Raw genomic sequence first — 13,859 nt, 5'->3', positions numbered from 1 at the left:
ATGCTCAGCCGCGGTGCCGGTGCCACCACAGCGCCGCCTGCACCCGCGAGTCGAGGCCCAGCTTCCGCATCGCGTGGGTGAGGTGGGACTTCACCGTCGTGATCTCGACGAACAGCTCGTCGGCGATCTGCTGGTTGCTGAGCCCGCGGGCGACGGCCCCGAGCACCTCCTCCTCGCGCGGCGTGAACTGCGGCGGCGGTCCTGCGAGCGCGGGGGCGCCGACGGCGGCCTGCGCGGGGCCCGCGGCCGGCTCGCGCAGCGCGGCGACGACGGCGCGGGTCGCGGCGGGGGAGAGCACCGCGTCGCCCCGGTGCACGGCGCGCACGGCGGCGAGGATCGCGGCGGGCTCCTCCGACTTCACGAGGTAGCCATCGGCCCCGGCGGCGAGCGCGCCGAGCACGAACTCGTCGAGGTCGAACCCGGAGATCACCAGCACGCTCGCCCCGGTCTCCCGCAGCTGCGGGGTCACCTCGATGCCCGTCGCGCCCGGCATCCGCACGTCGGTGAGCACCACGTCGGGCCGCTGCGCGCGGGCGGCCGCGAGGGCGGCGGGACCGTCGGCCGCCTCCGCCACGACCGTGATGCCCGGGGCGCTCGAGAGCAGCGCGACGAGGCCGGAGCGCACGGCCGGATGGTCCTCCGCGACGACGACGCGGATCGGGCCGGCCGCATCGGGCACAGGGCGGGGATCGGGCGGGGGGACGGTGCTCATGCGGGGATCCTTCCGGTCGCGGGGAGCCGGGCGCGGACGCTCCAGCGGGTGGGGGCCGACGGGTCCGGCGCGCTGTGGGCCTCGCCGCCCACGGCCCCGGCGCGCGCGGTGATCGCGCCGCGGCCCACGCCATCGGCCCGGGGCGGGGGCGCTCCCGGCGGGATCGCGTTGTCGAGGGCGAGCAGGAGGTCCTCCCCGTCGAGGGTGACGGTGAGGGAGGCCGGTGCGGCCCCGTGCCGCACCGCGTTCGTGACCGCCTCCGCGCCGATCCGCAGCAGCGCGGCCTGCGCGGCGGGCTCGATCCCCGAGGACCCGGGCCCGGCAGGGGCCCCCGGTGCGGCGGCGTCGAGCGCCGGGTCGATCCGGACCTCTGCCCCGGGCAGCCCGCCGCGCAGGCGCTCGCCGAGGGAGCCCCAGGAGAGGGTCGCGGTGGGGGCGGCGCCCTCCTCCGCGGTGAGCACGCCGATCATCGAGCGCAGGTCCCGCAGGGCCGCGCGGGAGGAGTCCCGGGCGGTGCGCAGCGAGCGCTCGCGCGAGGCCGCGTCCGGGAGGTCCGCGGCCAGGGAGGTGTGCAGGGAGACGGCGCTGAGGTGACCGGCGATGACGTCGTGCAGGTCGTGGGCGATGCGACGGCGCTCGGACTCCACGGCGAGGGAGGCGCGCTCGGCGGCGAGCTCGCGCTCGAGGGAGGCGACGGACTCCGCGGTGGCGCGCGCATCGCGGTGATGGCGCACCTCCCACCCCCACAGCAGCGGCACGAGCACCACCATGGAGAGCACGATCGCGACCCCCAGCAGCGCCTCGAGGTCCCGCACGAGCAGCCCCGCCGCGAGGATCAGCACCCCGCCCACGGCGGCCGCGGCGAGCGTCGTGAGGTGGGCGAGGCGCAGCCGGCCGTGGACGACGGGGCACCACAGCGCCTCGAAGAGCAGCACGTACGCGGACATCTGCCCGCCGCCCAGGAGCTCGGCGACCACGAGCGGCGCGCCCACGGCGAGCGTCACCGCCGGCGCACGCCGCCGCCACAGGGTGCTCGCGGCCGCGACGAGCATGAGCGGCAGCGAGACGCCGAGCGACCAGGGATCGTCGGGCCGCAGGAACGGCTGGTTGACCAGGCCCATCGCCGCGAGCGCGAGCACGGCGACGGTGTAGCCGGCCGCCGCGCGCACGTCGAGCGGCGCGCGCGGTGCCGGGACCGGGTCGCGATCCGCGTCGGGGGAGGAGGGCACGTGTCAAGCCTACGGTCGCGGGGCCGTCGTGAGCAGGGCCACGGCGCTCATCGGCACCTTCGGAGGAGGACCGTCCGCCCCGGCCCGCGCGAGCATCGGGGCATGGACCTCACCTCGGAGACGCTCACCCCGCTGGCCCTCGTGGGGCTCGCGCTGCTGGACGGCACGTCGATCGGCACGCTCGTCGTCCCGCTGATCCTGCTGGTCTCCGGGACCGGCGGTGCTCGGCGCGTGGTGCGCGGGACCCTGCTCTACCTCGGCGTCATCGGCGTCTTCTACCTCGTGCTCGGCGTGGCCCTGCTCGCGGGTCTGCTCCCGCTCGCCCAGGCGCTGCGCGGCCTGCTCGCGGGGACCGTGGGCACGGTGCTGATCGCCGTGGTCGGCGCGGCGCTGATGTGGGCGTCCTTCCGCACGGACCCCAAGGCTGTGCGCCGCCGCGGCGGGGACCCGGAGGCCTCGGCCCGGAGGTGGACCGAGCGGGCTGGGCGCGCGCTCGGCAGCCCGCGGGCGCTTGTGGGCCTCGCCCTGCTCGCGGGGACGATCGAGGCCGCGTCGATGCTCCCGTACCTCGCGGCGATGGGGATCCTCGCGGAGCAGGAGGTGGGCCTCGGCGTGGGCGCCCTCGTGCTCACCGGGTACTGCCTGCTGATGATCGTGCCGGCGCTCGTGCTGTGCGGGATCCGCCTGCTGCTCGGCTCCCGCGCGGATCGCACCCTGGACCGCGTGCACACGTGGGCGGTGGGCAGCTCCGCGAGCGCGCTCTCCTGGGCGCTCGGCATCATCGGCGTGATCCTGCTGCTGCAGACGGTGGGTCCGATCATCGGGGCCCTCGCCCGGTGATCCCAGCATCGGAGGTCACGATGCGGAGAAGGCCCGGGGCAGGAGCGTGGGGCGCCGTTAGCATCGAGGGTGGGCGCCGGCTGCGGCGGCTTCGGGGGCGACGCCGGGGGTGGGCGAGCATGAGCACGGGGACAGGCTCCGGACGATCGGCGCGGGGGCGCGGCCGCACGACCACCTTGGCGGATGTCGCCCGACGGGCGGGGGTCTCGATCGCCACGGCGTCGTTCGTGCTGTCCGGGCGCGGGGGACTGCGCTCCGCCGGCTCCCCGCGCACGAAGGAGCGGGTGCGCGCCGCCGCGGAGGAGCTCGGCTACGTCCCCAACCGCCACGCGCAGGCGATGCGCACGGGCCGCGGCGGCGGGATCGTGCTCGCGCTGAGCGCCCTCGGGGACCCGTGGGGCGTGAGCCTCACCCGGCAGGTGCGGGCCACCGCGCTCCCGCACGACCTCTCCACCCTCGTCCTCGCGGACGAGCGCTGGTTCGAGTACCTCCAGGGCGCCTCCGCGGACGCCGCGCTCATCACGAGCATCGACCTCACGCCGGACGGCCCCTCGCTCACGCGCCGCCTCGCGGCGGGGACGCAGACCGGCATCGTCGCCTTCACCGCGCAGATGGAGCCGGAGGGGTTCGACGTCATCGCCTCGACCCCCTTCGCGGCGATGCGGGAGGCCTATGCCCTCCTGCGGTCCCGGCACCCGGTGGTGCACCTGCTCGCGCCGCACCCGGTGCCGGTGGGGGACGAGCCGCCCCGACCGCGCCTGGGCTCCTTCCTCGACGCGGCGCGCGAGCACGGCGACGGGCCGCCCGAGCGGCTCGTGCGCACCACGGAGGCGGGCGACCGCGCCACGTACCTCTCCGCGCTCGACTGGCTCGCCGGCCCGGACCGGCCCGCGGCGGTGATCTGCTACACCGGCTACCAGGCGATCGCCCTGCAGCGCGCGGCGGACAGGGTCGGCCTGCGCACCCCCGAGGACCTCGAGATCATCTCGATCGGGGACGTGCCGGAGGAGTCGCTGTACTTCGGCGCGATCAGCTACTTCGGCGTCCAGGACGTCTTCTCCCGAATCGCGGAGGTCGTCGTGGACCGCGCCCGCGACCGCACGGACCGCCCGGGGACCCTCCACACCTTCGAGTGGGAGCTCTTCCCCGGGAGCACCAGCCGCGACGGCGCCGGCATCGCCGACGGGGACGCCGACGCCGCGGTCCCCTCCTGACCTGCGGCCTAGGCTGAGGCCATGAGCGCCACCACCTGGTCCCTGCCCGGACTCCACCTGACCGACCTCACCCTCCCCGTCCCGCTGGACCATGCGGACCCGGCCTCGCCGCGCATCGAGCTCTTCGCCCGCATCGTCACCGCCCCCAGCGGGGAGGACCTGCCCTACCTCGTCTACCTCCAGGGCGGCCCCGGCTCGGAGGCCCCGCGCCCGCTCGACGCCTCGACCCCGCCCTGGCTGCCTCGCGCGCTGCGCGAGTTCCGCGTGGTGATGCTGGACCAGCGCGGCACCGGCCGCTCCACCCCGGTGGGCCTCGACGCGCCGCTGCCGGAGGGGGCGGCCGACGGCGCCGCGACCCTGCGCGAGGCGAGCCCGCAGCAGCAGGCGGAGTACCTCACCCACTTCCGGGCCGACGCGATCGCCCGGGACGCGGAGCTGCTGCGCGAGCACCTGGGCGCGGAGCGCTGGAGCCTGCTCGGGCAGTCCTTCGGCGGTTTCACGGCGCTGCGCTACCTGAGCGCGCACGCGAGCTCCGTGGAGACGGCGCTGTTCACGGGCGGGCTGCCGAGCGTGGGCCCGGACATGGAGGCCGCCTACCGCCTCACCTGGGAGGGCATGGCGGTGCGCTCCGAGCGCTACTGGGACCGCTTCCCGGGGGACCGGGACCGCTTCCGCGCGCTCGCGGACCGCGCCGCCGCGGGCACCCTGCGGATCCCCGACGGGACCGTGGGCGTGGAGCGGCTGCGCCGGCTCGGGCACCTGCTGGGCGCCTCCTCCGGCCAGGAGAGGCTGCACCTGCTGCTGGACCTGGACCCGGACTCGCCGGCCTTCGCGCACGACCTCGCCGCGGCGCTGCCCTTCGGCGGGCGGAACCCGCTGTACGCCGTGATCCACGAGTCCTGCTGGGCCGACGGCACCGCGACCGCGTGGACGGCGGAGCGCACCATGCCCGCGCCGGTGCGGGAGGACCCGACGCTGCTCGCGGGGGAGCACATGCACCACGAGGCGATCACCGAGGATCCCGAGCTCGCGCCCTTCGCGGAGGCGGCCGAGATCCTCGCCGCGCACGCGTGGCCGCGGCTGTACGACGAGCAGGCCCTGCGCGCGGCCGAGGTCCCGGCCGCCGCGGCCGTCTACTTCGAGGACGCCTACGTGCCGCGCGATCTCTCGCTCGCGACGGCGGCCCTGCTGCCGCGGATGCGCACCTGGGTGACCAGCGAGTTCGAGCACAACGGCCTGCGCGCGAGCGGCGAGGGCGTGCTCGACCATCTCCTCGACCTCGCGGCAGGACGCCGCGCCGCCTGACTCGGGCCCCTCCCGCCGCCGCACGGCGTCGCCCCTCCCGGGGCGGCGCCGTGTCTCGTCGACCGCTCGGGGCGCCGTGAGCTCCGTCACTCCGCACTGCGCCGTCGCAGGTCATGGAGGGTTCGTCGGGAGCCCTGCGACAGAAAACCAACCACTGGTCGGTTCGGGATCGACAAATTAGTGATGCGGCACTAATAATCTCCTCCAGGTCGCAGTGAGCGGCTTGCAACGACGCATGTGCGCCACGTGACGAAGGAGTCCTCTCGTGACCTCTCATGACCCCGGCATCGGGTTCGCCCCTGATCCGACGATCGACCTCCAGGGCAGCCCCAACCGCATCGGTCCGAAGCTCCCGATCCCGCACCTCGGCATCGAGCCCGACAAGGTCAAGCCCTGGTGGTTCGTGCTCGGCATCGTGCTGGGGCAGATGGGCATCTTCGTCGGGCTCATGGGACCGGCGACGGTCTCCATCGCCTACAAGGCGCAGACCCTCACCGATGATCCCGCCCAGCAGGCGACGATCACCGCCTTCGCGATCGCACCGGGCGCACTCGCCGCCGTCATCTTCAATGCCGTCGGCGGGCGCATCTCCGACCGCACCACGGGCCGCTTCGGTCGTCGCCGTCCCTGGATCATCGCCGGCATCCTCGGCATGACGCTGAGCCTCCTGCTGATCGCCGTCGCTCCGGGCGCGCTGCTCATGGCGATCGGCTGGTTCCTCGCCCAGGCCACGGCGAACATGGCCTTCGCGGCCTTCACCGCGTCTCTCTCGGATCAGCTGCCCAAGCGGCAGTACGGCAAGGTCTCGGGCTTCGTGAACATCGCCGCGAACGTCGCCGTCATGGTGGCGACGTGGATGGTCCCCGTGTTCAAGGACAACATGGTCATGCTGTTCATGGTGCCGGCGCTGCTCGGCCTCGTGATGGTCGCGGTCTACGCCTTCATGCTCCCGGAACCGGTGCTCACGCAGAACCGGCATCCCTTCAACCTCGTGCAGCTGATCACCACCTTCTGGCGCAACCCGATCCGCTACCCGGACTTCGCCCTCGCCTGGGGTGGTCGGTTCATGATCATCCTGGCCAGCTATATGTTCACGACGTTCCGTCTGCAGTACATGACGAACCATCTGGGGCTCGAGGCCGGCTCGGCCACGACCGCCGTGGCCACCGGCGTCACGATCTACACGGTCGCCGCGATGGTGGCGAGCCTTGGTGGCGGTTGGCTCTCGGACAAGATCGGTCGACGCAAGTCCCTCGTGGCCGTCTCGATCCTCGTGTTCGGCATCGGCACGTACATGCTCCTGCATGCCGATACCGTCTCTGCCTTCTACGTGGTCGAGGCGATCATGGGTCTCGCCTACGGTGTCTACGGCGCGGTGGACCTCGCGCTCGTGCTCGAGGTGCTCCCGAATCGCGAGGAGGTCGGCAAGGATCTCGGCGTCTTCAACATCGCCAACGCCCTGCCGCAGTCTCTCGCTCCTGCCTTCGGCGGCTTCCTGCTCGCGAACCTGGGCAACGGCACGAACTTCACCGCGCTCTTGGTCGCCGCATTGATCGCCTCCGTGATCGGCGCCGTGCTCACGATGTTCATCCGCTCCGTGAAATAGTGAGCCCGTACCAATGAACCGGTGCCGGAGCGGCCTCGCCGCTCCGGCACCGGCGTCCCCGGGGGGTCGATGGCGATCCCTCCCGTGCCGAAGGGTCTCCCATGACTGCTGTCCCGCAACGAGGCAGGACCGCCCGCCGTCGCCCCGGTCGTCCCCGGGGCCAGGACTCCGCCGTGATCAGGGAGAGCGCGCTGCGCGCCGCCGTCGATCTGATCGCGCGCCAGGGCTTCGCGGCGACCTCCATGTCCCAGGTCGCGGAGGCCGCAGGGATCTCCCCCTCGGGCCTCGCCCACCACTTCCCCTCGAAGAAGGCGCTCCTCGGCGCCGTGCTCGCCTACCGCGACGTCATGGACAACGAGGGCGGCCTGCGGCTCGACGACGAAGCGTGGACGTGCTTCGACCAGCTGGTCGACGTTGCCGCCGTGAACTCCACGAGGCACCAGCTCGTTCTCCTCTACACGACGATGGTGGGGGAGGCCGTCACCGAGGACCACCCCGCGCACCCCTGGATGGCGGGCCACTTCCGGGACGTGCTCGCCTCCCTCTCCGCGTGCCTGATCCGGGACCAGGAGCTCGGCCGTGTACGTGCCGACGCCCCCGTCGGCACGATCGCGCGTCAGATGGTCGCGCTGATGGACGGTCTCCAGGTGCAGTGGCTGCTCGACGACTCCGTCGACATGGTCGCGATCCTCCGGCAGTACGTGGACGACCTCAAGGCGACCTGGGGCACCACCCCGAGCGCCTGACGTCCGGAAGGAACTTCCACAGCGACGGCCAGCGGCCGGAACGCGGCGCGCGCCTGCGGTGTCACGGTGACCCTTGTCCGTCGGCGCCGCGCTTGCTAGCGTGACCATCCATCCCGCACATGATCGGCGATGGCGCCGGTCATGCAGGGTTCCCGGTGGTTGGGCAGGCGAGACGGCCGTCGGGGTTCCCGTTCCCCGAGGTTCTCCAGGAGTCCCCGTGGCATCACGCAGTATGGAAGAAAGTTCCGCATCCACCGCGTCCCGCCCCGGTCGTCGCCGGGTCCTCACAAGCCTCTCTGCGCTCCCGGCCGGCGCCGTGCTCGCGACCGCAGGAGCGGCCGCCGCCGCGCCCGCGAAGGGGAAGGGCAAGCGCCGGTTCCGGCTCGGCGTCGAGAACCTCCTCGAGAGCGATCAGCTCTCTCTGCTGAAGGGCGCGAAGGTCGGCCTGGTCACGAACCCCACCGGCACGGACTCCACGCTCACCTCCACGATCGACCTGCTCGTGGACGCGCAGGATGAGGGTGGCTTCGAGCTTGTCGCGCTCTTCGGCCCCGAGCACGGCGTGCGCGGGGCCGAGCCCGCCGGCGGCAGCGTCGAGGACTACGTCGACGAGCGCACAGGCCTGCCCGTGCGCTCCCTCTACGGCGCCACGCAGAAGCCCACACCGGAGATGCTCGCCGATCTCGACGTGCTCGTCTTCGACATCCAGGACATCGGCGCCCGCTTCTACACCTACATCTGGACCCTCTACTACCTGCTCGAGGCCGCCGGCGAGAACGACAAGCGGGTGGTGGTGCTGGACCGGCCGAACCCGCTCGGCACCGACGTCGAGGGCTTCCTGCTGGACCCCGCCCTCTCGAGCTTCGTGGGGCTGAAGGAGATCCCGCAGCGCCACGGTCTCACCGTCGGCGAGCTCGCCACCTACTTCGCGCAGGAGTTCCTGGACGGCGCCGTGCAGCTCGACGTGGTCCCCATGACCGGCTACGACCCGGTGGATCCCGCCGCCGCGGCGGCGCGGCTGCCCTGGGTGCTGCCCTCGCCGAACGTGCCCACCCGGGAGACGGCGATCGTCTACGCCGGCACCGGCCTCATCGAGGCGATCAACGTCTCCGAGGGCCGCGGCACGACGACCCCCTTCCTCTGGTTCGGCGCGCCGTTCCTCACCGAGGAGCTCGTGGACGCGGTGATCGCCGCGCTCGACGCGGCGGAGCTCCCGGGGGTGCGCTTCCGGCCCATGTTCGCGACGCCGACGACCTCGAAGCACGCCGGCGAGTTCTGCGGCGGCGTGCAGATCCACCTCGTGGACGAGGTGGCCTACGAGCCGGTGCGCACCGGCATCCACGTGCTCTCCGCCCTGCTGCGCGAGGTCGAGGAGGTCGACTGGCGCGAGGGCGAGAAGTGCCGCACCGAGGCGGACGTCTGCTGGATCGACAAGCTCTCCGGCACCACCCGCACCCGGCTGATGCTCGACGCGGGCGAGGACCCGGAGTCGATCGTCCGCGCCTGGCGCGAGGACGTGCGCTCCTTCGAGCGCGCCTCCCGCCGTCACCGCCTCTACTGAGCAGCCCTGTCCCCGCATCTCCCTCCCCACCCCAGGAGTTTCCATGACCAGCTCCCCTCAGCTCACCCGTCGCGGCCTCGGCGCCGCGGCCGTGCTCGGCGCCGCCGCCGTGCCCCTCGCCTCCGTCGCGCCCGCCGTCGCCGCGCCCGCGAAGGGCGGCCACCACGGAGGCGACCTCGACACCCAGGTCGAGGAGCGGCTCGCCGCGATGAGCACCGAGCAGAAGATCGGCCAGCTCTTCATCGCCGTCGGCTACGGCGCGACGGTGGACGAGGCGCGCGAGGAGAACACGACGAGCGCGGGCGTCGCCACCACGGCGGAGATCATCTCCACCCACCACGTCGGCGGGCTCATCGCCTTCGCGTGGTCCGGGAACGTCGACTCGATCGAGGCGGCCGCGGGGTGGACCGCCGGGGCGCAGCGCGCCGCGGCGGAGGCCGGGGAGGTGCCGCTCATGATCGGCATCGACGAGGAGCGCGGCGTGGTCAAGCGCCTGCCCGCCCCCGCGACCGCCCTGCCCGGCGCGATGGCGCTCGGCGCGAGCCGCTCCGAGGTGCACGCCCGCAGGGCCGCCCGCATCACGGCCGACGAGCTCGCCGCCGTCGGCTTCACCCAGAACTACGCCCCCCTCTGCGACGTCAACGTCAACGCGCAGAACCCCGTGATCGGCGTGCGCTCCGTGGGCGCGGATCCGGGGCTCGTCGCGGATCTCGCGAGCGCCCAGCTGCGCGAGGCGCAGAAGCGCGGCATCTCCGCGACCGTGAAGCACTTCCCCGGCCACGGCGACACCGCGACCGACTCGCACGTGGGCCTGCCCGTCATCGACCACAGCCGCGAGGAGCTCGACGAGATCGACCTCCCGCCCTTCCGCCGCGCGGTCGAGGACGGCGTCGACGCGATCATGACCGCGCACATCGTGGTCCCCGCGCTCGACGACTCCGGTGTCCCCGCGACCCTCTCCCATCCGATCCTCACGGGCGTGCTGCGCGAGGAGATCGGCTTCGAGGGCGTCATCGTCACCGACTCCCTCGCCATGGAGGGCGTGCGGACGATGTTCGGCGACGACCGCGTGCCCGTCGAGGCGATCCTCGCGGGTGCGGACCAGATGCTCATGCCGCCGGATCTCGCCGTCGCGATCGGCGGGGTGCGCGCCGCGGTCGAGTCGGGGGAGATCACCGCGGAGCGTCTGGACGACTCCGTGCGCCGCATCCTGCGCCAGAAGGCCCGGCGCGGTCTGCTCGACGGCGCCCCCGAGGTGGACCCGGGGCGGGCGGAGCGGAAGCTCGGCGGCCGCGACGCGCTGCGCGCCGCGGAGAGGATCGCCGGGGACGCCGCGACCCTGCTCGTGGAGGGCTCGGCGCTCCCGCTGCGTCGCGGCGCGCGCGTCGTCGTGCTCGGCGCGGGCAGCGCGGCCGTGCAGGACGCCCTCGTCGCCGCGCTCGAGGACCGGGGGCTCGAGGCCTCCCGCGGCGCCGCGGCCGACGCCGCCGGGGCGGACCTCGCCGTGGCGCTGACCTCCTCGAGCTCCTTCGTCACGCCGGCCGCGCAGGTCACGGCCGTGAAGGAGGCCGCGGCGACCGGTACGCCGGTGCTCCACGCCGCCCTGCGGAACCCCTACGACGTGGTGCACGTGGGGGAGGTGGACACCTCGATCGCCCTGTACTCCGATGCCCGGTGCTCCCTGCGCGCGCTCGCGGGGATCGTCGTCGGCCGGGTGAGCCCGGCGGGTCGCCTCCCCGTCGCGATCCCGACGGCGGACGGCACGGGGGAGGCCTTCGCGTACGGGGCCGGTCTGGGCTGACCGGTCCCGCGAGGAGCGGGTGGGGGGACCATCGCGCCGGGCGGGTCGGGGGACCTGCCCGGTGCGGCGGTGGCGCGCACCCGCCCGTGCCGCGGCGGGTTCTCGCCCAGCGCTGCCGAGGGTGGCGCGACGACGCCGCTGCGGCCCCGGCTCATCGAGCGGGGGTCCACGGCAGGGCCCCGTCGGTGACGAGCCGCATGCCCGTGTCCCCGCGGGTCGCGGAGGCCTCCCGGGTGGCCCGCGCGGCGATCCCGCATCCGGTCTCGGAGTCCTCCCGGCCCAGGTAGGAGCCCCCGCGCACCGCGCGCGCCCCCGTCGCGGCATCCGCTGCGCACCACTCCCAGACGTTGCCGGTCACCTCGTACAGTCCCAGGTCGTTCGGCGGGAAGGAGCGCACGGGAGCGGTGCCGCGGTAGCCGTCCTCCGCGGTGTCCCGCAGCGGGAAGGAGCCCTGCCACAGGTTCGCCATGTGCTCCCCGTCGGGCACGAGCTCGTCGCCCCAGGGGTAGCGGGTCCCCTCGAGGCCGCCGCGTGCGGCGCGCTCCCACTCCTCCTCAGTGGGCAGGCGCATCCCGCACCAGGCGGCGAAGGCCTCGGCGTCCGCCGCGGCGAGGTGGACGACGGGATGATCCGCGCGGTCGCTGCGGCCGGCGTCGGCGTGCGTCCCGGCGGCGACGTCGGACCCGGGGCCCTCCGGGTGCGCCCAGTCCGCGCCCTCGACGAGCCGCCACCACGGGGCGCCGGGCACGGTGGGGGAGGCGCGGCGCAGGTCGGGGCGCAGCAGCCCGGAGAAGACGGCGGAGGCGCCGGCCCGCTCCGCGACGCTCACGTAGCCGGTCTCCCGGGCGAAGGTCGCGAACTCGGCGACGCTCACGCAGGCCTCGTCGACCCGGAGCCCCTCGAGCTGCTGGGGGTCCACGGGCACGGCGGCGAGGCCGCGGGAGCTGACCTGCCCCACGGGCAGGATCAGGGGAGGGGCGGCGAGCGTCATGACCTCACGGTAGGTCGCTCCGAGAAACCTCCCGGGGGTCTCGCAGGGGCGAGACCGTTGGTCACGAACAGGTCACGGCGCTCCTGGGCGGGGGGCCAGGACCCCGCTCCTCCCTACGTTCCAGGGGTCCCCGGCGGAGGTCTGCCCTCCGTCCACCCCGTGAGGAGCCGTCATGAGTCTCGACACCCGGGCCCCGTCCCCGCAGAGCACACCCTCCGCCTCCTCCGCCACGGCGGACGCCTCCGCCGCGACCGCGGAGAGCCTCGAGGACTACACCCTCCGCTTCGCCCCGCGCTCCTACCGGCGCTGGAGGCCCGCCGTCGTCGCGACGAGCGCGCTGGGCGGCATCGCCTACCTCGCGGACTTCTCCATCGGCGCGAACATCGGCCTCACCCACGGCACGGTCAACGGACTGCTCGGCATCCTCGTCGCCGCGCTCATCATCTTCCTCAGCGGCTTCCCGCTCGCCTACTACGCGGCCCGCTACAACCTCGACCTCGACCTCATCACCCGCGGCAGCGGCTTCGGCTACTACGGCTCGGTGATCACGAACGTCATCTTCGCGTCGTTCACCTTCATCTTCTTCGCGCTCGAGGGCTCGATCATGGCGCAGGGCCTCTACCTGGGCCTCGGGATCCCCCGCTGGATCGGCTACCTGATCTCGACGCTGCTGATCTACCCGCTGGTCATCTACGGCATGAAGGTGCTCGCGAAGCTCCAGGTCGCGACCACCCCGGTGTGGCTGATCCTCATGGTCATCCCCGTCGCCTACCTCGTCATCTCCCACCCGGACTCCGTGCAGACCTTCCTGACCTGGACCGGCGAGTCCGGTGAGGGCGTGAACTTCGCGTCCGCGATGCTCGCCGCGGGCGTGTGCCTCTCGCTCATCGCGCAGATCGCCGAGCAGATCGACTACCTGCGCTTCATGCCGCCCCGCACCGCGCAGAACCGCCGCTCGTGGTGGGCGGCGACGATCCTGGGCGGTCCGGGCTGGGTGCTCTTCGGCGCGACCAAGCAGATCCTCGGCATGTTCCTCGCCGTCTACCTCGTGGCGAACGTGCCCGGTGCGCGCGAGTTCGCCAACGAGCCGGTCCAGCAGTTCCTCGCGACCTACGAGCAGCTCATGCCGGCCTGGCTCGCGATGACCCTCGCCGTGGTGCTCGTGGTCATCTCGCAGGTGAAGATCAACGTCACCAACGCCTACTCCGGCTCGCTCGCCTGGACGAACTCCTTCACGCGGCTCACCAAGCGCTACCCGGGCCGCCTCGTGTTCCTCGGCGTGAACCTCGCGATCGCGCTCGTGCTCATGGAGGCGAACATGTTCGACTTCCTCAACGGCATCCTGTCCTTCTACGCGAACCTCGCCATGAGCTGGATCTGCGTCGTCGCGGCGGACATCGTCCTGAACAAGCACGTGCTGCGCCTGTCCCCGAAGGTGCCGGAGTTCCGTCGCGGCATGCTCTACGACTGGAACCCGGTGGGCATCGTGTCCCTCGTGCTCTCCGGCGGCATCTCGATCGCGATCTTCTTCGGGGCCTTCGGCGCCGCGGTCCAGCCCTTCTCCCCGCTCTTCGCGGTGGGCATCGCCGTGGTCGCCACGCCGCTCATGGCGATCGCGACCCGGGGCCGCTTCTACCTGCGCCGCACGGACGACGGCATCGACCTGCCGATGTTCGACGCCGACGGCAACCCCTCCGGCGAGACGCTCACCTGCGCCGTCACCGGCCTCGACTTCGAGCGCCCGGACATGATCGCTTCCGCCGTGCCCGGCCCCGAAGGTGAGAAGCTCTACCTCAGCTCGCTCGCCCTCACGACGGACCGCACCGGCGAGCACGTCCTGCCGAAGGAGTGAGT

At 73.4% G+C, this 13,859-nt stretch carries 11 protein-coding genes; 8 read left to right on the top strand and 3 right to left on the bottom strand.

Annotated elements, in window-relative coordinates:
- Window positions 1-4: 4 nt before the first annotated feature.
- On the bottom strand, window positions 5-712 hold the full coding sequence (locus tag ABD080_RS02370) for a response regulator (RefSeq protein WP_343903505.1): 708 nt from the start codon (window positions 710-712) through the stop codon (window positions 5-7).
- Window positions 709-1,941, bottom strand: coding sequence for a sensor histidine kinase (locus tag ABD080_RS02365; RefSeq protein WP_343903504.1), 1,233 nt, complete (start codon window positions 1,939-1,941; stop codon window positions 709-711). The genes ABD080_RS02370 and ABD080_RS02365 overlap by 4 nt, the downstream gene beginning before the upstream one ends.
- Window positions 1,942-2,043: 102 nt before the next feature.
- Here ABD080_RS02365 and ABD080_RS02360 point away from each other — a divergent pair, with 102 nt between their 5' ends.
- The 7 genes from ABD080_RS02360 to ABD080_RS02330 all read left to right on the top strand — a co-directional run bounded on the left by ABD080_RS02360 (window position 2,044) and on the right by ABD080_RS02330 (window position 11,014).
- Window positions 2,044-2,781 carry a GAP family protein gene (locus ABD080_RS02360; protein WP_343903503.1) on the top strand — a complete coding sequence of 246 codons (738 nt, stop codon included), beginning with the start codon at window positions 2,044-2,046 and terminating at the stop codon, window positions 2,779-2,781.
- A 119-nt stretch (window positions 2,782-2,900) separates the two neighbouring features.
- Window positions 2,901-3,995, top strand: coding sequence for a LacI family DNA-binding transcriptional regulator (locus ABD080_RS02355; protein WP_343903502.1), 1,095 nt, complete (start codon window positions 2,901-2,903; stop codon window positions 3,993-3,995).
- Window positions 3,996-4,016: 21 nt separating this feature from the next.
- On the top strand, window positions 4,017-5,300 hold the full coding sequence (locus ABD080_RS02350; protein ID WP_343903501.1) for an alpha/beta fold hydrolase: 1,284 nt from the start codon (window positions 4,017-4,019) through the stop codon (window positions 5,298-5,300).
- A gap of 265 nt (window positions 5,301-5,565) precedes the next feature.
- The gene (locus ABD080_RS02345) at window positions 5,566-6,906 is read left to right on the top strand and encodes an MFS transporter (protein ID WP_343903500.1); all 1,341 of its coding nucleotides are present in this window, start codon (window positions 5,566-5,568) and stop codon (window positions 6,904-6,906) included.
- Between the two features lie 173 nt (window positions 6,907-7,079).
- Window positions 7,080-7,652 (top strand): TetR/AcrR family transcriptional regulator, encoded by a 573-nt coding sequence (locus ABD080_RS02340; RefSeq protein WP_240811174.1) that lies wholly within the window; start codon window positions 7,080-7,082, stop codon window positions 7,650-7,652.
- Between the two features lie 316 nt (window positions 7,653-7,968).
- Complete coding sequence (locus ABD080_RS02335) at window positions 7,969-9,213, top strand: exo-beta-N-acetylmuramidase NamZ family protein (protein ID WP_343903499.1); 1,245 nt, start codon at window positions 7,969-7,971, stop codon at window positions 9,211-9,213.
- Window positions 9,214-9,256: 43 nt separating this feature from the next.
- Entirely contained in the window at window positions 9,257-11,014 is a 1,758-nt protein-coding gene (locus tag ABD080_RS02330) for a glycoside hydrolase family 3 protein (RefSeq protein WP_343903498.1), read from the top strand.
- A 151-nt stretch (window positions 11,015-11,165) separates the two neighbouring features.
- Here the strand turns inward: ABD080_RS02330 and ABD080_RS02325 are convergent, their stop codons facing one another.
- The gene (locus ABD080_RS02325; protein WP_343903497.1) at window positions 11,166-12,005 is read right to left on the bottom strand and encodes an SUMF1/EgtB/PvdO family nonheme iron enzyme; all 840 of its coding nucleotides are present in this window, start codon (window positions 12,003-12,005) and stop codon (window positions 11,166-11,168) included.
- Window positions 12,006-12,177: 172 nt separating this feature from the next.
- On the opposite strand from ABD080_RS02325, the gene ABD080_RS02320 reads away from it, so the two are divergent.
- Entirely contained in the window at window positions 12,178-13,857 is a 1,680-nt protein-coding gene (locus ABD080_RS02320; RefSeq protein WP_343903496.1) for a purine-cytosine permease family protein, read from the top strand.
- Window positions 13,858-13,859: the final 2 nt, after the last annotated feature.

Source organism: Brachybacterium rhamnosum, from assembly GCF_039526185.1.
Lineage (GTDB): Bacteria > Actinomycetota > Actinomycetes > Actinomycetales > Dermabacteraceae > Brachybacterium > Brachybacterium rhamnosum.
The sequence above is the reverse complement of the archived record's forward strand: the minus strand, read 5'-3'. Positions and strand labels throughout refer to the sequence as shown.